This is a genomic window from Mycobacterium sp. MYCO198283 (genome assembly GCF_021213805.1).
Taxonomy (GTDB): Bacteria; Actinomycetota; Actinomycetes; order Mycobacteriales; family Mycobacteriaceae; genus Mycobacterium.
Window position 1 is genome coordinate 34,961 of sequence record NZ_JAJQJI010000009.1, and the last position, 18,989, is coordinate 53,949.

Genomic DNA, 18,989 nt, shown 5'->3' on the forward strand with positions numbered 1-18,989 from the left:
CCTATGCCTTCAGGGCGGCAAGCGCCTCGTCACGTGTCGGATACAACTCGATGATGTCGGCGATACCGACGAGCTTCAGCGGCCGACTGGTGGCCGGTCCGTCCGCGACGACCGACAGGGTCACGGATTCGGGCTTTTCATCGTGGGCGGCGACGAGGACCCCCATCCCCGCGGACGCCAGGAACTCGACGTCGGTGAAGTCGACGACCACCCCGGTCGGATCCTTGGCCAGCGCGGCGCGGATGGCTTCCTGCAGCTGCGGCGCGCTCAGCATGTCCACGACACCGGCGGCGGACACGACGACGATCTGACCGTCCCACTCTTCGCACAGCACACAGTTGGCCGCCTCGGCGGCCGAATTCTGCGTGGTGGCTTCGCGCTCGTCCAATGTTCCCCTTTATTGACGGTTCGCAACTCGCGCGACGCGCCAGGGCGCATCTCACGAACGCGAGGCTGCTGTCTGAACCCGACGGACCTGTGGTGTGACGTCGGGTTGACGACGACGCCGCGTCACGCAGTGACACTGCGGCCACCTCACGCAACCGCAACAGATTATCGCAGTCCTCGAACCGAACACGGATCGGCCGGGAAGCCGAGGTCAGCGCAGCTCCCGCAGCGCGGCGGCGGCCCGCTCGACCAGGTCGGCCCGCTGGGCTGCGGCCGTCGCGGCCTCGTCGTGGTCGCGCTCGGCCCGGCTGCGCGCCGCCTCGGCGTCGGCGAGATCCGCACGGGCCTGCTCGACCCGCTCCCGCGCGGCGGCGCGCGCCGACCGGCGCTCCGCCAGCACCGCATCGGCCTCGGCCTGGGCGCGGCGCGCGGCGGCCAGGGCGGCTTCGTGAGCGGCCCGCATGCGTTCACGCTTCGCGGCCCGGTCCGGCGGCTCCGTCGTCCGGGCCGGCTTCGTGGCAGCCGGCTTCGTCGCAGCCGGTTCGTCGGTCGCCGCAGCGAACCCGAACCCGGACCACTGCTCGGGGCGCGACAGCCGGCCCAGCCGGCCGGCCACCTCGGGGTCGGCCACCGCGGCCTGCAGCGTCGCGGTGACCTCGTCGCGGACCGCGGCCGACGCCGTGTCCTGGCCGGCTGCCCGCAGCGCCGCCTTGCCGAGCTCGGCGATCACCCGGCGCTGCTGCGCCGACAGCTCGCGGATGGCCTCGCCGTCGCGCGCCGTGTGGGCCTGCCGCAGCCGGTCGCCGAGCTCGGTGAGGCGGGTGACGGCGCCGGGCTCGTCGAGCGCCAGCCGGTTGACCACCCAGGCCGGCACCGTCGGTTTGCGCACCGACCGGATGCGCCGCGCGCCGTCGGGGTCGCCCCGCTTCTTGGCCGCTGCGGCGAGCCGGGTCCGCACCGCCATGAAATCGGACAGCTCGGCGCGGTACAGCTCGTCCAGCGAGTCGTCGATGTCGCTGATGCGACGAATGTAGCGGCCGCGACGGCTTGGGTTACAGTCCGCAACCATGGCGGTGGGCAGATCGGACGCGACCGTGGTGGCCACCGACGTCGGCATCTGGATGGCGCTGCCGGCAGTCGCCCCGGCCGTGGCCGTCGTGGGCGTGGTGCTGTTCGTCGCGCTGCGCGACCGCCGCGATGCGGAACCGGTCGAGGCCGAGGACACCTAGCGCGCTACAGCGGGCCGAAGAGATCGCATCGCATCAGCGGGTCATCGCAACTGGCTCAGCACTTCGGCGCCGAACTGTTCGACGGCGTCGAGCGCGCGGGTCAGGCTGTCGCCGGGCAGGTGCACGGTGCACCAGGTGACGCCGAGCGCGGCCAGCCGTTCGACGCCGTCGAGATAGGCGTCCGCGGCGAAGTCGTCGGCCCCCGGCGTGCCGCCGGCGGCGTTGGTGAACGAGATGTCGACGGTCGCCGGGTCGCGGCCCACCTCGTCGAGCAGGCGCCGCAGGTGGTCGATCGCGGCGGGCAGCTCGGCGACCGTGAGCGATGCGGTGCGGGCCGTGCGCGCCAGGCCGCCCGCCGCCGGGAACGGACACCAGCCGTCGCCGTGCCGCGCGACGCGTCGCCGCGCCGCCGCGGTGTTGCCGCCGATCCAGATGGGCGGATGCGGCCGGCTCACCGGGCGGGGATGGGCGGTGATGCCGGACGCGTCGAAATGCCTTCCCGCGTAGGACAGGTCGTCGGTGGTCCAGATCGCGCGGATCACTTCCAGCGCCTCGTCGAACAGGGCCGCGCGCTCGTCGAAGTCGACGCCGAGCGCGGCGAACTCGCGTTTGAGGTAACCGACGCCGACGGCCAGCGTGAAGCGGCCCTCCGAGAGCAGGTCGAGCGTGGCGCCCGCCTTGGCCACGACGAACGGGTTGCGGTACGGCAGCACGACGATGTTCGGGATCAGCCGCAGCGTGCGGGTGTGGGCCGCGGCGAAGCCCATCGCGACGAACGGGTCCACGGCGTCGTGGCCGCCGGCCCGCAGCCACTTCTCGGTGGGCGCCGGGTGGTCGGTGAACCCGAACCCGCCGAAACCCGCCCGCTCGGCGGCCGCGGCCACCGCGGCGATGCCCGATCCGGTCACCAGCTCCGGGTGGTACGGATGGCTGTGCATCGGGTGGGTGAACGTGAACTGCATCTTGCGCCTGACGTTGACGAATCGTGCTGCGACTGTAACGCGCGGTCGCCAGCGAGCCTGAGGCGTCAGCCGAGGTAGGCGGTCAGCGGGGCGAGTTCGGCAGTGCGCCACGAGACGAGCGCGGCGACGATCAGCAGCGCGATCGCCGCGGTGCTGCCCTGGATCAGGTTGCGGCGGTCGCGTGGCGCAAACGCAAAGGCCGCCGCGATCGCCGCGCCGGTGACCAGGCCGCCGATGTGCCCCTGCCAGCTGATGGACGGCATGGCGAAGGTGATCACCAGGTTCAGCACGATGAGGACGGTGACCGAGCGGACGTCCATCCGCATGCGTTTGGCGACGACGAACGTCGCACCGAAGAGCCCGAAGACCGCCCCGGACGCACCGGCGGTCCAGCTGTCGACCGGCGACAGCAGGAACACCGCCGCCGAACCGCCCAGGGCGCTGAGCCCGTAGAGCGCGCCGAACTGCAACCGGCCGAACCAGCTCTCCAACGGCCCGCCGAGGACGTACAGCGCCCACATGTTGAACAGCAGGTGCAGCAGCCCGTAGTGCAGGAACGCCGAGCTGAGCAGCCGGTAGTGCTCGCCGTCGGCGACGTAGAGCGGCTGCAGGCTCAGTTCCGCCGTCATCCCGTCGCCCGCGCGCTGCAGCAGGAACACCACCACGTTGGCCGCGATCAGCGTGTAGGTGACCACCGGGGCACCGGAGCGCAGGCGCCCGCCGAACGGGGTGCGGGCCTCGCGCACGCTGGCCGCACCCGCGTGGACGCAGTCGACGCACTGGTGGCCGACGGCGGCGGAGCGCATGCACTCGGGGCAGATGTAGCGCCCGCAGCGGGTGCACCGCAGGTACGTCGCTCTGTCGGGGTGGCGGAAACACGTCGGAGCCGGGGCGGCGGACTCCGGCGTACCGGGAATCGTCATGGTGCTTCCTCGTCGCGGGCGGGCGCGCCTGGTTTCCACCCGACGATAACCGCAGGTGGGTTCGCACCGGTGGGCGCGGCTTCGCCGATTCGGGGCGCGAACCCGGCGCGGATCCCTAAGCTGAGCGAGTGCCCAGCACCTCGGTGAGCGCCGTCCAGCCTGCCGCCTTCCTGCGGACGACGCTTCCGCTGGACCTGTCCCAGCTGTCGGCGTTGGACAGCGGGCGCTACCACTCGGCGTGGCTGCCCGACCACATGGTCAGCTTCTGGCCCGACTCGATCTGGACGCCCGAGTTCACCGACCTGGCGACCGCATCGCCCTCGCCGCACCGCCACCTCGACGCGCTGGCCGTCGCCGCCGCGGCCGCGGCACTGACCACCACCGTGCCCCTGGTGACCGCGGTGGTGGACACCGTGCGGCGGCATCCGGCGCTGCTGGCGCAGAGCGCGCTGACCATCGACCACGTGGCCCGCGGCCGGTTCATCCTCGGGCTCGGCAGCGGCGAGCGCGAGAACATCGTCCCCTACGGCTTCGACTTCGACCGCCCGGTCGCCCGGTTCGAGGAGGCGCTGCAGGTCATCGAGCTGCTCTGGTCGGCCGACAAGCCGGTCGACTTCGACGGCCGGTGCTACCGGCTGCGCGGGGCGCGGCTGGACACCGAACCGTTCGACGGCCGCCCGCCACCCATCTGGATCGGCGCGAGCGGCCCGCGGATGCTCGAGATCACCGGCCGCCACGCCGACGGCTGGTGGCCGGCCGGCGCGTGGACACCCGAGCACTACGCGGACATGCTGGCGACGGTGCGCCGGTCGGCGGAGCGCGCCGGACGCGACCCCATGGCGATCACGCCGGCCTACATCCAGGTGTGCCTGATCGCCGCGGACGACACGGCGCTGGCGGAGATCCTGAAGGCACCGCTGGTCAAGGCGTTCCTGCTGCAGGTGTCCGCGGCGACGTTGCGGCAGTTCGGGTTCGCCCATCCGATGGGCGACGACTGGCGGGGCTTCCACGACATCGACCCCGCGACGCTCACCCGCGACCGGATCGTGGACTTCCTGTCGCGGGTCGAACCGGAGGCGATCCTCGCCGTCGTGCCGCACGGCACCCCGGCGGCGGTCGCCCGCCGCGTCCGGGAGTACGTCGACGCCGGGCTGCGGGTGCCGAAGATCCTCGACTACAGCGCGATGGCCGGGCTGCGCCACGCCGCTGCCTCGGCGGCGAACGTCCGAGCGGCCGAGGACGAGCTGCTGCGGCTGTGCGGAGGCGGGCAATGACCGACCGGCTCGACGCGGCCCAGCTGCTGGCGCGCGCCGAGGCGCTCACCGGGCTCTCCGAGTACGGCGATCCCAGCCTGCCGCAACGCTTCTCGATCGCCGTCGACCACCTCAACGCCATCGGGCTCGACGACGCGGGCCGGCGCGCCGCCGAAAAGGTGTGCGTCGACCTGCTGACGTCGCGGCTGGAGTTCTTCGAGGACCGCAACCGCTATCCGGTGGCCGACGAGGTCATCGACCGGCCGATGTTCGCGACCGGCGAGCCACGGTCGGGCACCACCCTGATGCACGCGCTGATGTCGGTGGACCCGGCCGCGCGGGCGCTGCGGTTCTGGGAGGTCATGTATCCCTCACCGCCACCGGGCCTTTCCGACGCCGACGACCCGCGCCGAGCCAAGGCGGACGACGACTGGCGCGAGATCAACGCGAGGCTGCCGAAGTGGCTGCACAGCCACCCCTACAACGACATGCTGGGCAACGGGCTGCCCGAGGACGAACGCACCTGGGCCTTCGACTTCCGGGTCATGACGCCGACCGCGTGGTGGCGGGTTCCGATGCCGACGCTGGTCGGCGGCCTGCCCACCGATGCAGTTGCGCAGTACCGCATCCACCGCGCGATGCTGCAGCACTGCCAGTACGGCCGGCCGCGGAAGCACTGGGTGCTCAAGGGTTTCCACGGTTTCCGACTGCGGGAGCTGTTCGACGCCTACCCCGACGCGACGCTGGTCTGGCTGCACCGCGACCCGGTGCAGGTGGCGGCGTCGCGCACCATGATGATGGCCGACATCTCCGAAGGCATCGTCGGGCCGGTCGACCTGCACGCGGCGGCGAAACTCCACCTCGAGCTCACCCGCGCGAGCATCGCCAACACCATGAGCCACCCGATGGTCGATGATCCGCGGATCCTGCATGTCCGCTACACCGATTTCGTCGCCGATCCGGTGGGGACCGTCGCCGCCTATTACGCGTTCAGCGGCCGGGCGCTGAGCAGCGAGGCGGCCGCGGCGATGCGGCACTATCTGGCGAACAACCGCGGCGACCGCTACGGCAAGTTCCGCTACTCGACGTCGCTGCTCACCGACATCGGCGAGGACCTCGACGCGCTGCACGCCGAATTCCGACCGTTCCGTGAGCGTTTCGGCGTCGAGATCGAGAACCGTGACTGATCCGCGGCTCTCGGTGCACACCGTCGCGTTCCCGGACACGCCGTGGCCCGACCTCGTCGCGCACTGGCAGGACTTCGGGGTGCGGCGGCTCAGCCTCATCGATCACCAGCTCGCCGAACCGGACCTGCCGGCGCTGGTCGCCGACGGATACGTCGTCCAGGCCGTCTGCCACGTCTTCGGTGGTGGCCGGCTGCCCGCCGACGACGCACAGCGCCGGGCGTCGCGCGACCGCCTGCGCCGGGTCGCCGATGCGGCCGCCGCGGTGGGCGCCGGCTGCGTGTACCTGCTGACCGGCGGCCGCGGCGAGATGTCCTGGGAGCAGGCCGCTTCCCGCTTCGCCGAGGTGCTTGCGCCGGGCGTTGAGCACGCCGCCGCGGCGGGCGTGCCGCTCGCGATCGAGAACGCGTCGGGCCTCTATGCCGACATCCACATCGCGCACACGCTGCGCGACACCGTGACGCTGGCCGAGTCCGCCGGCGTCGGGGTCTGCATCGACCTGTTCCACTGCTGGGCCGAGGCGGACCTCGCCGGCCTGCTGCGCCGGGCGCTGCCCCGGCTGGCGTTGATCCAGCTGTCGGACTACGTGCTCGGCGACCGCGCCCTGCCCGCTCGCGCGGTACCCGGTGACGGCGCCATCCCGATCGCGCCGTTCGTCGCCGACGCACTCGCCGCGGGCTACCGCGGCGGCTTCGACCTGGAGCTGATCGGCCCCCGCATCGACGCCGAGGGCGCGGCGGCGGCCGCCCGTCGCGCTTGCGACGTGACGACGGCGCTGCTGGAGGCGGTGGGCGATGGCGTTCGGTGACGGCCCCGACGACGCGGCGCTGCGCGCGGCGTGGACGCGGTTCTGCGACCGGCTCCGAGACGCCGGCGACCAGGCGTTCAAGGACGCCAACGAGCCGTCCGGCGCGCAGCGCGCCGACGCGTTCCGCTTCCTGACCCAGAATCTGGGGCAAGCGTTCGACCTCGCGCTGGAGACCCGGGATCCGCGGTATCCGCTGATCCACCCGTTCTGCACGCCGACCCGCAAGCTCGCCGGCGACAGCGCGGACTTCACCTATCAGCAGGCGTGGATCGACGGCACCTCGCGCTACCGGATCACCGGCGACCGCGGCACCGCGCGGTTCTTCAACATCACCGTGCAGGGCGCCCGGCCCGAGGGCCCCGGCGTGCTCCACGAACCGTTCGGCGACATCCCGCAGGCCAACGTGTTCGGTCACCAGCTCGAGCAGGCCGCGGACGGGACGTTCGAGCTGTACGTCGGCGGCCGAGAGCGCGGGCCGAATTGGCTGCCGACCACACCGGAGTCCCGAAAGCTGTTCATCCGGCAGGGGTTCGACAGCTGGCACGAACGGCCGGGCCGACTGCGCATCGAATGCGTGGACATGACCGCCCCGAAACCGGTGCCCACCCCGGATACCCTGGTCGACGCGATGGCGTGGGCCGGCGAGTTCGTCACCGGGCTGATGAGCCAGTGGCCGGAGTTCCCGTTCACCTACGGCGGGGTGGATGCGCTGCGGCCGAACGTCTTTCCGCACGCCATGACGACCGACGCCGACACCAAGCGCGGCCGGGCCGCCACCAACATGCACTGGGTGCTCGGCGCCGACGAGGCACTGATCGTCGAGTTCGACGCCCACGACGGGCTGTGGATGCTCACCAACATGGGCGTCTTCTTCACCAGCATGGACTACCTCTACCGGCCGGTGAGCTACACACCCGCCCGCACCGCCGTCGACGGCGACGGCCGCATCCGGTTGGTGCTCGCCCACGACGATCCGGGCTGCGCGAATTGGCTTGACACCCAGGGCTTCACGCGCGGCAACCTCACCTACCGCCACATGCTCGAGGGATCGCCCGTGCCGCTCGGCACGCGGCTGGTGGCGCGCCGCGACCTCGCCGACGCACTGCCCCCGGACACCGCGACCGTCCTGCCCGAGGAGCGCACCGCGCAGCTGTGGGAGCGGTTCCGGGCGGTGCGCGAGCGGTTCTCTGTTTAGCTGTCCGACATGACGACCGTCCGGATCCTGGCCCGCGAGGAGCGAGCGGAGTTTGCCGATCTGCTGGCCGCGCTGACACCGCAGCAGTGGGATGCCGCGAGTCTGTGCCAAGGCTGGACGGTGCGGGACGTGGCCGCGCACACGATCGCCTACCTCGATCAGTCCAAAACCCGCTTGGTGATCGACATGCTTCGCCACCGTTGGGACGTCGACCGCCTCAACGCCGCTGCGCTGGAGAGGTTCGCCGGCCGGACATCGGAGCTCCTCGTCCGCCTGATGCGTGATGGCATGGAACCGGCTGGAGCGGGCGCCCTCTACGGCGGCCGCGTGGCGCTCATCGAGTGTCTCGTCCACCAGCAGGATATTCGCCGGCCCCTCGGATGTTCGCGGACCATTCCACCCGACAGGCTTCGGGCCGCGATGAACTACGCCCGGATCAGCCCGGTGATCGGCGGCGCGCGGCGGACTCGCGGGGTGCGGTTGGCCGCCACGGACATGGATTGGTCGGCCGGCCGGGGTCCGGAAGTGCGGGGAAAAGCTGAGGCGCTGCTGCTGACGATGACCGGGAGGCTCTCGACGGTCGTCGGCGAACTGGCGGGAGACGGACTGCAACACCTTCGGAAACGGTGAGCACCGCGGCCGACTCCCGCGTATGACTCAGAACTCAACGGCACCAGGCAGTTACGATTCAGAAACCGCGAAAGCGATGGCGCCCACCAGCGCCAACCCCAGCAGGCCGACGAACGGCCACACCAGCACGAGCCGCCCTTTCGTAGCCACCATGGCGGCCGCGACGGCGACCAGGACGACGACGATCCCGACGACGAGCGTGGTGATCGCCGCCTGCGGGTGGTAGCGCGCGTCGCAGGCGGCGTCGTGACAGCCGTCAGTCGACATGCCGAACACCAGGCCGCCGCCGATGAACTCGTAAAGCCCGACCGGCCACAGCAACGCGTACAGCAACCAGGCGAAGAAATTGGTCTTGCCGATCCGCTGCCCCGACGTCATGAGAGTCGACGGTAGCGTCCGCGACCACCACCGAGCGACGGTTGAGCCGACGAGGACCGCACCGGGTGAACCACCGCTCGGACCACCGCGCCGACGGCGACCGCTGTCCCCGGTATCCGATCCCGTGCCGCCGAGCCCCGAGTGTCGAACAACCGCCGTCACGTCGCCGTCGTGACGGTCGGCTCACGGCTGGGTGTGCCGCTTGGCATGATGAGGCCGCAGGCCAGGGCGCCGGTGGCGAGGATGGCACTGGCGCCCCAGAACGCGACGGTGTAGCTGTGGATGACGCCGTCGGTGCCGGCCGCGTGACGCGCGAGTGCGGAAGCGGCGATCGAGTTCAGGAGTGCGGTACCCATGGACCCGCCGAGCTGCTGGGCGACGTTCATCGTGGCCGAGGCGATACCGGCGTCCCGCGATTCGATTCCGGTGGTGCCCGCGTTCATCGCAGGGGCGATGATGGCGCCGATGCCGACACCGAGAAGCATCAGGGGAACGAGAAGGTCTGCACTGTAGGTGCTTTCGGCGCTGATACGGGTGAGGCACACCATCGCACCGGCGGCGGTGAGCATGCCCAGGACGACGGTGGCCCGCGCGCCGATGCGGGGGTAGAGCGCTGTGGTGCACACACCTCCGGTGATCACGAGGGTGGCCACCATCGGCAGGAACACGAACCCGGTGGTGATGGGCGAATAGTGCAGGGTCTCCTGGCAGAAGTAGTTCAGGAGGAAGAACGTGCCGAACAGGCCGATGCCGCCGATGAAGATGGCGAGGTTGGCGCCGCCACGGGTGCGGTCGACGACGACATGTGGTGGCAACAGCGGATGGGCGGCGCGGGTCTGCCGCCACGCGAACAGCGCGATCAGGGTCGCGCCGCCCGCCAGGAAGCCCCAGCTGTTCGGCGCTGTCCAGGAGTGTGACTCGGTATGGGCGAGGCCGTAGCCGATGGCGAACAGCCCCGCCGCGGCGATGCCCGTGTCGGGCAGGTCGACGCCGGGTCGGTGGAGGGGTTTGGGTGGGCGCGCGATCAGGGCGGCGGTGCCGGTGAGTGCCATGAGGCTGATGGCGACGTTGACGAACAAGGTCGAGCGCCAGCCGAAGTAGTTGGTGAGCACGCCGCCGAGCAGCATGCCGATGGCCGCTCCGGATCCCGATACACCACCGAACACGGCGAACGCGGTCGCCCGCTCCGTGGGACGGGTGAAGGTTGTCGACAGCAGCGCGAGTGCGGCCGGGGCGATCATCGCCGCGGCCACGCCCTGGGCGGCGCGCTCAGCGACGAGCACCGCGAACCCCGGCGCGGCACCTCCCAGTGCCGACGCCCCGGCGAAGACGGACAGGCCGATCAGCAGCATCGCTCGGCGCCCGATGAGGTCGCCGACCCGGCCGAAAGGCAGCAGCAGGGCGCCGAAGGCCAATGAGTAGGCCGTGACGATCCACTGCCGGTCACCGACGGAAAAGCCGAGGTCGTGCTGCGCGTCGGGCAGTGCGATGGTGACGATCGTGACGTCGACCACGTCGAGCAGCTGAGCCAGGCAGATGACGCCCAGGATCCACCAGCGGCGCGCGGCGCGCTCCTTCTCAGCCATGGTGTTCCAGAAGGGGCCGCCGGTCGCGAAACAGCTGTCCGGATGGTCCGCCGGCGCCCAGCGTGGCAGCCCAGACGACGCCGCGGGCGCTCTCGGCCGCGGGCCGGTCGGCGTCGCCGCCGCGTTCGGGATGGGTGGCGGTCTCACCGGGGTCGACGGCGTTGACCAGGATCGGGGTGTCGGCGAAAGCACGGGACAGGGCAACGGTCAACGCGTTGAGCAGGTGTTTGGCCATCGAATAGGCCGGCGCCCGGAGGCTGGCCCCCAGATCCAGTCCGGTCGCGAGCTGCAGCGCAGAAACACTGGACACATTGACGATCCGGGCCGCGGGCGCGGCGGCCAGCAACGGCTGCAGCGCCTGCACCAGCGCCCACGGGCCGATCACGTCGACCTCCAGCGCGCAGCGCACGACATCGAGGTCGGCGTCCAGCGCGGAAAGCGTTGCGAAGTCCGGCATGACGCTCGCGTTGTTGATCAACGCGTCGAGTCGGTCGAAGCTCGCAGTGAGATAGCCGGCGGCCTCGCGGATGCCGGCGTGATCGGCCAGATCCAGGGCCAGCGCTTCGGCGCTGTACCCGTCTTGGCGCAACCGTTGAGCCAACGGTTCCGCGCGGGCGGCGTCGCGGGCCGTCAGCACGACGTGATAACCCAGTTCGGCGAGCTGGCCCGCCACGGCGAAACCGAGCCCGAGCGGACGGCTCGCGCCGGTGATCACAGCAACCTTCCCAGCCAATGCACAACTCCCCGCTACGTCGACGAACTTAGTTCGTCCTGTCTCAGCCGGTTGTACGCGACGAACTAAGTTCGTGTCAAGCTAGTCTGGCGGAATGCCATCCCGCGGCAGGGCGGCCGATGCCGCCGCGCCTCGAAAGCCGCCGATCACCCGCGAGCGGATCACCGCTGCCGCTCTGCAGGTCGTCGGCAGTCAGGGTTATGACGCCTTGACGATCCGGCGGGTCGCCGGCGTGCTCGACACCGGCCCGTCGTCGCTGTATGCCCACATCTCCACCAAGGCCGACCTCGACGACCTGCTGATCGGCCACCTGTGTTCCCGGCTGACACTGCCCGCACCCGATCCGGCACGCTGGCGTGAACAGATCCGCGATGTGTGCGCGCAGCTCAGGGATCAGTATCTGGCCTACCCGGGCATCTCACGCGCCGCACTGGCGTTGGTGCCCGGCAACACCCACACCGCTCGGGTCAGCGAGACGATGCTCGGCATCCTGCTCGCCGGCGGAATCGGGCCGCAGGTGGCAGCATGGACGATCGACGCGCTGACGCTCTACGTCGCCGGCTACGCGCTGGAACGTTCCATGGTCCGCCAGCGTCAAGAAGACCCCGACGCCCCGTGGGTGGTGAGCCGCGCCGACCTCGTCGGCCGGCTGAAGGCGCTGCCCGAGAACGACTTTCCCCACACGCGCCGCTACGCCGAGGAACTCACGTCCGGGGTCGGACACGAACGCTTCGACTTCACCATCGGATTGATCGTCGACAACCTCGTTCCGCCGGCGACCGACCTAGGGCAGCAGGATGCGCAGCCGCTCCCAACCGCGCACCGTTGATGTCGGCGCGAGTCGCGCCGTCGCGTAGTCGATCTCCCACTCGGGGAACCGGTTGAGCAGCTCGTCGAGCGCCACGCGGCCTTCGAGTCGGGCGAGGTTGGCGCCCAAGCAGTAGTGCAGGCCCTTGCCGAAGGTGAGGTGGCTGATGTTGTCGCGGTGGATGTCGAACGTGTCGGGGTCGGCGTAGCGGCGGGGGTCGCGGTTGGCGGCGCCGAACAGCAGCAGCATGGCGCTGCCGGCGGGCACCGTCGTGCCGTACGCCTCGAAATCCCGTGCCACCCAACGGGCGACGTGCGGACCCGTCGGCTCGAAGCGCAGCGTCTCGTCCACCGCCCGGCCGAGCAGGCTGCGGTCATGCTCCACCTCGCGGCGCTGGTCGGGATGCTCGGCCAGCACCTTCGCCAGCCAGCCGATCAGCCGGCCCGTCGTCTCGTTGCCCGCCCCGGCGACGACCTGCGTGTAGTGCAGCACCTCTTTGCGGGTGAGCTTGCGCTCGACGCCGTGCTCGTCGGTGAACTCGACGTTCAGCAGCGCGGTCATCAGGTCGTCGGACGGGTGGTGCGACCGCCATTCGACGTAGTCGGCGTAGATGCGGCCGTCGGCGATGCGGTCCGGGTCGGCCACCTTCATCGGGGCGCCGGGCTTGGTGCGCAGGTTCGCGTCGTTGGCGTCGCGCACCGAAACCTGCTCGGACTCCGGTATTCCCAGCAGCATGCCGATCACCCGCATCGGCATCATCGAGGCCAGCTCGGCGATGATGTCGAAGCCGCCGGACCCGACGAGCGGGTCGAGGCAGCGCACGCAGTACGCCCGGATCTGGTCTTCGATGGCGGCCATGCGCCGCGGGGTGAACACCCGCGCCATCAGCCCGCGCAGCATGGTGTGCACCGGCGGGTCCGCCATCATCATGACGCCCTTGGGCATCGGGTAGTCCGACTGCACCAGCTCGAGGATGTCGCTGCGGCTGTTGGAGAACGTCTCCCAATCCGCCAGCGCCCGTTCGACATCGGCGTGGCGTGACAGCGCCCAGAAGTCGTAGCGATCGTTGTAGTAGAGCGGCGCCTCCTCCCGCAGCCGCGCGTACGTCGGATACGGGTCGGTGACGATGCCGATGTCGTACGGGTCGTAGTACACCGCGGGGGCGGTCATGGCTCCCTCACTTCAACATGCTGCCCGCGTCGACGGGCAGGCTCACGCCGGTGACGTAGCGCGCCTCGTCGGAGGCGAGGAACAACACCGCGTTGCTGATGTCGACCGGCTCCACCCACGGGGTCGGCAGGAAGTGGAACGACTGGCAGATCGGCGCCAGGTCGTCGGGGCCGGGGTGCTGCAGGTCGGGCCGGAACAGCCGGTAGGTGGGCTCGTTCATCAGCAGCGGCGTGCGCACGTGGGTGGGGCACACGGTGTTGACGCGGATCGAGTGCGCTCCCAGTTCGACGGCGAAGGTCCGCATCAGGCCGATGACCCCGTGTTTGGCCGCTGTGTAGTGACCGACCTGCGGGTAGGCCTTGAGGCCGCCGACGGAGCTGGTGATGACCACGGACCCGCCGCGGCCGCCCGCGAGGAGGTGTGGCACGCCTGCCTTGATGGTCTTCCAGACGCCGCCGAGGTTGACGCTCAACGTCTCGTCCCAGCTGGCTTCCGACATCTTGTGCAGCTTCACCCCGACGGTGCCGATGCCGGCGTTGGCGACGACGATGTCGAGCCGGCCGAGCTCCTCGACCCCGGCGTCGACGGCGGCGCTGAGCGCGTCGGCGTCACGGACGTCGACCTGGGCGGTGACGATGCGGCGGTCGAGGTTCTTGACCAGGTCCGCCGTCTGGGCGAGATCCGCCGGCGTGGCCGCCGGCGCGGGCGATCCTTCGAAGCCGCGACAGATGTCGACGGCGATGATGTCCGCGCCCTCCTGGGCGAGCCGGACGGCGTGGCTGCGGCCCTGGCCGCGCGCCGCGCCGGTGATGAAGGCGACCTTGCCGGCGACGCGACCACTCACGACGAACCCCGATGTTCCGCTCACGCCCCGTGACTGAGCGACTGCCCAGTCACTACTGTTGCGGCATGTCTAGCAGCCCGTCCGCCGACCGGTCAAGGGCGGGCAGCCGGGATACGCCGGCCCGGCAGGCGCTGATCACGGCGACCGCGAAGCTGATGCTGGCCGAGGGATACGCGGCCGCGACCTCGCGCCGGGTGGCCGCCGAGGCCGGCGTCAAACCCGCGCTGGTGCACTACTACTTCCCCAGCATGGACGACCTGTACGTGGCGGTGCTGCGGGCGGGCGCCGACGCCAACCTGCAGCGGCAGCGCGAACTGCTCGCCCGCCCCGAACCCCTGCACGCGTTGTGGCGGCTGAACTCCGCGCGGGAAGCCCGGTTGTGGATGGAGTTCATGGCGCTCGCCAACCACAGGAAGGCCATCGCCGCCGAGATCACCCGGTATGCCGACCAGTTCCGGGCGCTGGAGGAGGAAGCGGTCGCGCTGGCGCTGCGTGCCCACGGCGTCGACGTCGACGCCTTCCCGCCGGTGGTGATGTCGATGATCGTCGCGAGCCTGTCGCGCATCCTCGTGCTGGAGGAGAACCTCGGCATCGCCCGCGGGCACGCCCAGGCGCACCGGTTCATCGAGGACTTCCTGCGGCGCTACGAGCTGCCGGAGCGGTAGCCGCCCACTCGCCAGCGCGCGGCGTCGTGCTGCTGCTGCCAGAATTCGCTGAACCGGCCGCCGGCACTGCGGAGCTCGCCGATGGTGCCGTCCTCGACGATGCGTCCGCCGTCGACGAACAGCACCCGGTCGGCGCGGGCGATGCTCGCGAGCCGGTGCGCCACGATGATCCGGGTCCGCGGGCGCACGTCGGCGGTCAGCGCGTCGACGATCGCGCGTTCGTTCTCGTTGTCGAGCGCGCTGGTCGCCTCGTCGACCAGCAGGATCGGCGCCGGCTTGAGCAGCGCCCGCGCGATGCTGATGCGCTGCCGCTCGCCGCCGGCGAGCGCCGCGCCGGCCTCGCCCACCGCGGTGGCGGCGCCGTCGGGCAGCCGTTCGACGAGCTCGTCGACACGGGCCAGGCGCATCACCGCCGCGATCTGCTCGGCGGACGCGTCCGGATCGCCCGCGCGGATGTTGTCGGCGATGCTGCCGGCGAACAGGTACGGATGCTGGAACACCACGGCGGCCAGCCCCCGCCGAGCGTCGGCGGTGAGGCTGGCGGTGTCGACGCCGTCGACCAGCACGCGGCCGCCGGTCGGTTCGTGCAGGCCCGCGATGAGCCCGAGGATGGTGCTCTTGCCCGATCCCGACGGCCCGACGATCGCGGTGGTGGTGCCGGGTTCCAGGACGACGCTGACGGCGTCGAGCACCGGAGGGCCGTCCTGGCCGTAGCGGAACGTGACGTCCTCGAACGCGATGCGGGGCGGCGCGCCGGACGGCAGTGACGCGGTCCCGGCCGGGGTGCTCGGCGCCGCGAGTACGGCCGAGATGCGGTCGAGCGTCGCGCGGGCGCTCTCGATGGCGGGCGACAGCTCCGCGACGGTGGTGAAGGGCTCGAGGTAGCGGACGGTCACCACGATGAACGCGACGGCCTCGGCGACCCCGAGTGATCCGCTGACCGTCTGCGCCGTGATGACGCCGGCGAGCAGGATCAGCGCCAACTGGCCGGCGAGCGCGAACAACATCTGGCCTGGCACCTGCAGGCGCAGCAGCCGCAGCGTGGCGCCGTGCTGGGCGGCAAGCGCCTCGCCGACCGCGCTGCGGGCGGGCTCGACGCGGCGGGCGGCCCGCAGCGCCTGCTGGGTGCGGGCGAACTCGATCAGCCGTTCGGTGAACGCCGAATTCGTTTGCGCGGCAACCTGATCCGCCGCGCGGGTCAGCCGGCCGCCGGCCCACAGCGCGCCGCCCAGCACCACGACGCCGGTGAGCGCGGCGAGCCCGAGCGGCCAGGAGACGAACAGCAGCGCGACGCCGATCGCCGCGGGCAGCAGCACCGCGCCGAGCAGCGGTGTCAGCAGGTTGACCACCAGCCCGACGACCTCGGGGCCGGTGGCGGCGATCGCTTGGCGCGCGGTCGCGGTGCGCTCCGCGGTGAACCAGGTGAGCGCGATGCCGGGCAGCCGGTCGGCGACGTCGTGCTGCGCCCGCGCAAGCAGGGCGAACCCGAGCTCGAACCCGAGCCGCGACACGCACCAGTCGACGGCCCAGCCGGCCGCGGTCGCCGCCGTCAGCCAGCCGAGCCAACCGAGCGCGTCGCCCGGCGCCCCGCTGAACAGCGCCGCGACGAGCGGCACGAGCAGCACCGTCGCCACCGCCCGCAGGATCACCGATGCGACGGCCAGCGCGACGAAGCGCCCGACGCGCTGGCCGCGCGGCATGAGCGCGCGCAGCGTGCGGATCACCGCGTCACCGGCGCTGCGGTGCCGGCGGACTCCCAGAGCCGGCGGTAGCGCCCGTCGGCGGCGAGCAGTTCGTCATGAGTGCCGCGTTCGGCGATGCGTCCGCCGTCGAGGACGACGATCTGGTCGGCGGCGGTGATGGTGTGGAGCCGGTGGGCGATGACGAGCACCGTCCTGCACCGGGTGAGCCGGTTGATCGCCTGCTGCACCAGGAACTCCGACTCCGGGTCGGCGAACGCGGTGGCCTCGTCGAGGATCAGCACTGGCGTGTCGGCCAGGAGCGCACGGGCGATGGTGAGCCGTTGCCGCTCGCCGCCGGAGAGCCCGCCGCCGGCGCCCAGCACGGTGTCGTAGCCGGCGGGCAGCGCCAGGATCCGGTCGTGGAGTTGCGCCTCCCGGGCGGCGGCGTGCACCTGCTCGTCGGTGGCGTCGGGCACCGCGAGCGCGATGTTCTCGCGCACCGTGCCACCGACGAGCTGCGCGTCCTGCAGCACGAAGCCGACCCGCCGGTACAGCTCGTCGGCGGACAGCGACCGGATGTCACGCCCGTCGACGCGGATGGCGCCGGACCCGACGTCGTGGAAGCGGGCCAGCAGCGACGCGAGCGTCGACTTGCCCGAACCGGACGGGCCGACCAGCGCGGTGACCGTTCCGGGCCGCAGCGTCAGCGACACGTCGTCGACCACGGGTACGCCGGGCCGGTACCCGAAGGTCACCCGGTCGAACTCAACGGTGCCGGGGGCGGCGCCGGTCGGCGGGTGCTGCTGGGTGTCGAGTTCGGGCTCGTCGAGCACCGATTGGATGCGGCGGGCGGCGAGCAGGCCGGTGCGGACGCCGCCGATGCCGTAGGCGATGCCGAGCAGCCGGGCGCCGAAGGTGGTGCCGAGGAACAGGAACGGCAGCAGGTCGACCGGATCGAGGTCGCCGTTGACCACCAGCAGCGTGCCCGCGGCGGCGATGAGCCACAGGAAGGTGGCCGGCCGCGTGACCAGATCGGTGAGCGCCTTCTTGCCGGCCAGTGGGCGCTGCCAGGCGGCGAGGAAACCGACGTAGGAATCGAGCGCCCGCCGGAACGAGGACGCCGCGGCGCCGCCGAACACCCGGATCACCGGCTGCCCGTCGAGGTAGGCAGCGGCCTCGTCGTTCATCCGCGCTGCCCAGCGCGCGGCCTGCGGGATGCGCGGACCGGACTGCGCCGCCATGGTCGAGGACACGACGAGCCAGCACAGCACCGGCAGGAACAGCACGAGCGCGATCCGCCAGTCGACCGCGAACAGGTAGACCAGCACCGCGACGGGTGCGACGACGGCCGCGACGGCGTCGGGAACCGCGTGGGTGATGAGGTGGTGCAGCGACAGGGTGTCGTCGCCGACGAGCTGCTTGATCGAGCCCGAGCCGCGGGCGGTGAACCAGCCGAGCGGCAGCCGCGACAGCTTGGTGAGCAGCCGGCGCCGCACGTCGGCGGCGAACCGGGCGTCGACGGCGTGCAGCCACAGCGTCAGCGCCGCGGCCAGCGTGGTCCCGATGCCGAGCGCGACGACGGCCGCGACGCCCACCGGCCAGAGCTGCTGGGCGCCGGCGAGCATCCGCCGGGCCAGCTCGACGAGCAGCACGAACGGCACCAACTGGACCAGCGTGACGACGGCCTGCAGCACTCCGGCGACGATCAGCGCCCGGCGCAGCGGCGCGAGCAGCCGGCTGGCACCCTGCGATTGCCAGGTGCCGCGCGGCGGTACGGCCGCGGGCTCGGGCTCGGCGGTGGGCCGCTCGCGGTCGGTGCCCATCGCGCGGCCGGCGTTCCAGTAGGCCTGCGCGTGGACGTCCGACTTGGGGAAGCCGAACTCCTTGAGCCGGGCGCGGACCTGTTTGAGCGCATGGGCTTCGGGCGTCGCCCAGGCATACCAGTTCGACCAGTCGCGCTGTTCGAGGGCCGCGGCCAGCGAGCCGCCGGTGACCCAGTGCACCGCGAGCCGCGGGTGCTCGGCGAGGGGGATCGCCGGGTCGTGCTCGTCGTGCTGCTCGAGGTACAGCTCGATCGGCACGTCGGGCGGGACGGCGCCGATGATGCCGTTGATCCCCGGTACCGACGCCGCGTCGCCGATGAGCAGGTAGCCGGCCGGCTGCGGGTCGGGGGCGTCGAAGCGGGCCGAACCCATCAGCGACACCGCCGCGATCGTGGCGCCCGGCTCGACGGTCTTTGCCCAGGTCGACGCCGGGCCGGCGGGTTCGTGCAGCACCATGTCGACGGCGAACCGGCCGGTCGCGGGATCGGCTTCGGTGAGCGTGTAAGCCCGCTGGAACTCGGTGGTGAACCCGTCGGGGTCGGGGAACCAGAAGCGCAGCCAGGCGGCGGGCTCGGCGACGACGTCGTCGAACACGGTGTCCGAGTGCATCCGCACCCGCACGACGTGTGGTGCGACGTGGACCTTGTCGACCACGGTGGCGAGGTGGTCGCGGGCGCCGTAGCCCTTGAGGATTGCGCCCTGGATTCCGCGCGCCATTCAGCGGTCCTT

The 18,989-nt window shown here is 71.6% G+C and carries 19 protein-coding genes; 8 read left to right on the forward strand and 11 right to left on the reverse strand.

The genetic code is table 11. The features are described 5' to 3' along the window. Position 1: 1 nt before the first annotated feature. Complete coding sequence (locus tag LV457_RS17020; RefSeq protein WP_232172704.1) at positions 2-388, reverse strand: STAS domain-containing protein; 387 nt, start codon at positions 386-388, stop codon at positions 2-4. Positions 389-598: 210 nt separating this feature from the next. Beyond that, positions 599-1,456 (reverse strand): hypothetical protein, encoded by an 858-nt coding sequence (locus LV457_RS17025; RefSeq protein ID WP_232172707.1) that lies wholly within the window; start codon positions 1,454-1,456, stop codon positions 599-601. Here LV457_RS17025 and LV457_RS17030 point away from each other — a divergent pair. Next, positions 1,455-1,616: a hypothetical protein gene (locus tag LV457_RS17030; protein WP_232172709.1), complete on the forward strand. Its 162-nt coding sequence runs from the start codon at positions 1,455-1,457 to the stop codon at positions 1,614-1,616. The two genes, LV457_RS17025 and LV457_RS17030, sit on opposite strands and share 2 nt — an antisense overlap. Before the next feature lie 41 nt (positions 1,617-1,657). Here the strand turns inward: LV457_RS17030 and LV457_RS17035 are convergent, their stop codons facing one another. Continuing rightward, a complete protein-coding gene (locus LV457_RS17035; RefSeq protein ID WP_232172710.1) occupies positions 1,658-2,578 on the reverse strand; it encodes an LLM class F420-dependent oxidoreductase in 921 nt (306 codons plus the stop codon). Between the two features lie 65 nt (positions 2,579-2,643). Next, positions 2,644-3,501 (reverse strand): rhomboid family intramembrane serine protease, encoded by an 858-nt coding sequence (locus LV457_RS17040; protein WP_232172711.1) that lies wholly within the window; start codon positions 3,499-3,501, stop codon positions 2,644-2,646. Positions 3,502-3,629: 128 nt separating this feature from the next. Between LV457_RS17040 and LV457_RS17045 the strand changes: the two genes are divergently transcribed. The 5 genes from LV457_RS17045 to LV457_RS17065 are packed head-to-tail and all read left to right on the forward strand — an operon-like array spanning position 3,630 to position 8,571. Beyond that, positions 3,630-4,775 carry an LLM class flavin-dependent oxidoreductase gene (locus LV457_RS17045; protein ID WP_232172712.1) on the forward strand — a complete coding sequence of 382 codons (1,146 nt, stop codon included), beginning with the start codon at positions 3,630-3,632 and terminating at the stop codon, positions 4,773-4,775. After that, positions 4,772-5,941 carry a sulfotransferase gene (locus tag LV457_RS17050; protein WP_232172713.1) on the forward strand — a complete coding sequence of 390 codons (1,170 nt, stop codon included), beginning with the start codon at positions 4,772-4,774 and terminating at the stop codon, positions 5,939-5,941. The genes LV457_RS17045 and LV457_RS17050 overlap by 4 nt, the downstream gene beginning before the upstream one ends. Then, the gene (locus LV457_RS17055; protein WP_232172714.1) at positions 5,934-6,746 is read left to right on the forward strand and encodes a sugar phosphate isomerase/epimerase; all 813 of its coding nucleotides are present in this window, start codon (positions 5,934-5,936) and stop codon (positions 6,744-6,746) included. Before LV457_RS17050 ends, LV457_RS17055 begins: the two co-directional genes overlap by 8 nt. Further along, positions 6,733-7,941, forward strand: coding sequence for a DUF1214 domain-containing protein (locus tag LV457_RS17060; protein WP_232172715.1), 1,209 nt, complete (start codon positions 6,733-6,735; stop codon positions 7,939-7,941). Before LV457_RS17055 ends, LV457_RS17060 begins: the two co-directional genes overlap by 14 nt. 9 nt (positions 7,942-7,950) lie before the next feature. Continuing rightward, complete coding sequence (locus LV457_RS17065) at positions 7,951-8,571, forward strand: maleylpyruvate isomerase family mycothiol-dependent enzyme (RefSeq protein WP_232172716.1); 621 nt, start codon at positions 7,951-7,953, stop codon at positions 8,569-8,571. Between the two features lie 51 nt (positions 8,572-8,622). Here LV457_RS17065 and LV457_RS17070 read toward each other — a convergent pair whose 3' ends face one another. From LV457_RS17070 to LV457_RS17080, 3 genes are all read right to left on the reverse strand, one after another. Continuing rightward, entirely contained in the window at positions 8,623-8,949 is a 327-nt protein-coding gene (locus LV457_RS17070; RefSeq protein WP_232172717.1) for a hypothetical protein, read from the reverse strand. Positions 8,950-9,107: 158 nt separating this feature from the next. Then, positions 9,108-10,535, reverse strand: a complete 1,428-nt coding sequence (locus tag LV457_RS17075) for an MFS transporter (RefSeq protein WP_239030961.1) — start codon at positions 10,533-10,535, stop codon at positions 9,108-9,110. Next, on the reverse strand, positions 10,528-11,250 hold the full coding sequence (locus LV457_RS17080; protein WP_232172719.1) for an SDR family NAD(P)-dependent oxidoreductase: 723 nt from the start codon (positions 11,248-11,250) through the stop codon (positions 10,528-10,530). Before LV457_RS17080 ends, LV457_RS17075 begins: the two co-directional genes overlap by 8 nt. A gap of 112 nt (positions 11,251-11,362) precedes the next feature. On the opposite strand from LV457_RS17080, the gene LV457_RS17085 reads away from it, so the two are divergent. After that, positions 11,363-12,097, forward strand: a complete 735-nt coding sequence (locus LV457_RS17085) for a TetR/AcrR family transcriptional regulator (protein ID WP_232172720.1) — start codon at positions 11,363-11,365, stop codon at positions 12,095-12,097. On the opposite strand, the gene LV457_RS17090 is transcribed toward LV457_RS17085, so the two are convergent. Both LV457_RS17090 and LV457_RS17095 read right to left on the reverse strand, forming a co-directional pair. After that, positions 12,053-13,246 carry a cytochrome P450 gene (locus LV457_RS17090; protein WP_232172721.1) on the reverse strand — a complete coding sequence of 398 codons (1,194 nt, stop codon included), beginning with the start codon at positions 13,244-13,246 and terminating at the stop codon, positions 12,053-12,055. The two genes, LV457_RS17085 and LV457_RS17090, sit on opposite strands and share 45 nt — an antisense overlap. 7 nt (positions 13,247-13,253) lie before the next feature. Next, positions 13,254-14,090, reverse strand: a complete 837-nt coding sequence (locus LV457_RS17095; RefSeq protein ID WP_232172722.1) for a mycofactocin-coupled SDR family oxidoreductase — start codon at positions 14,088-14,090, stop codon at positions 13,254-13,256. A 65-nt stretch (positions 14,091-14,155) separates the two neighbouring features. On the opposite strand from LV457_RS17095, the gene LV457_RS17100 reads away from it, so the two are divergent. Further along, on the forward strand, positions 14,156-14,755 hold the full coding sequence (locus LV457_RS17100) for a TetR/AcrR family transcriptional regulator (protein WP_232172723.1): 600 nt from the start codon (positions 14,156-14,158) through the stop codon (positions 14,753-14,755). Here LV457_RS17100 and LV457_RS17105 read toward each other — a convergent pair. After that, positions 14,734-16,479: an ABC transporter ATP-binding protein gene (locus LV457_RS17105; RefSeq protein WP_232172724.1), complete on the reverse strand. Its 1,746-nt coding sequence runs from the start codon at positions 16,477-16,479 to the stop codon at positions 14,734-14,736. The genes LV457_RS17100 and LV457_RS17105 overlap by 22 nt on opposite strands. After that, positions 16,476-18,977, reverse strand: a complete 2,502-nt coding sequence (locus LV457_RS17110) for an ABC transporter ATP-binding protein/permease (RefSeq protein WP_232172725.1) — start codon at positions 18,975-18,977, stop codon at positions 16,476-16,478. The genes LV457_RS17105 and LV457_RS17110 overlap by 4 nt, the downstream gene beginning before the upstream one ends. Between the last annotated feature and the right edge of the window lie 12 nt (positions 18,978-18,989).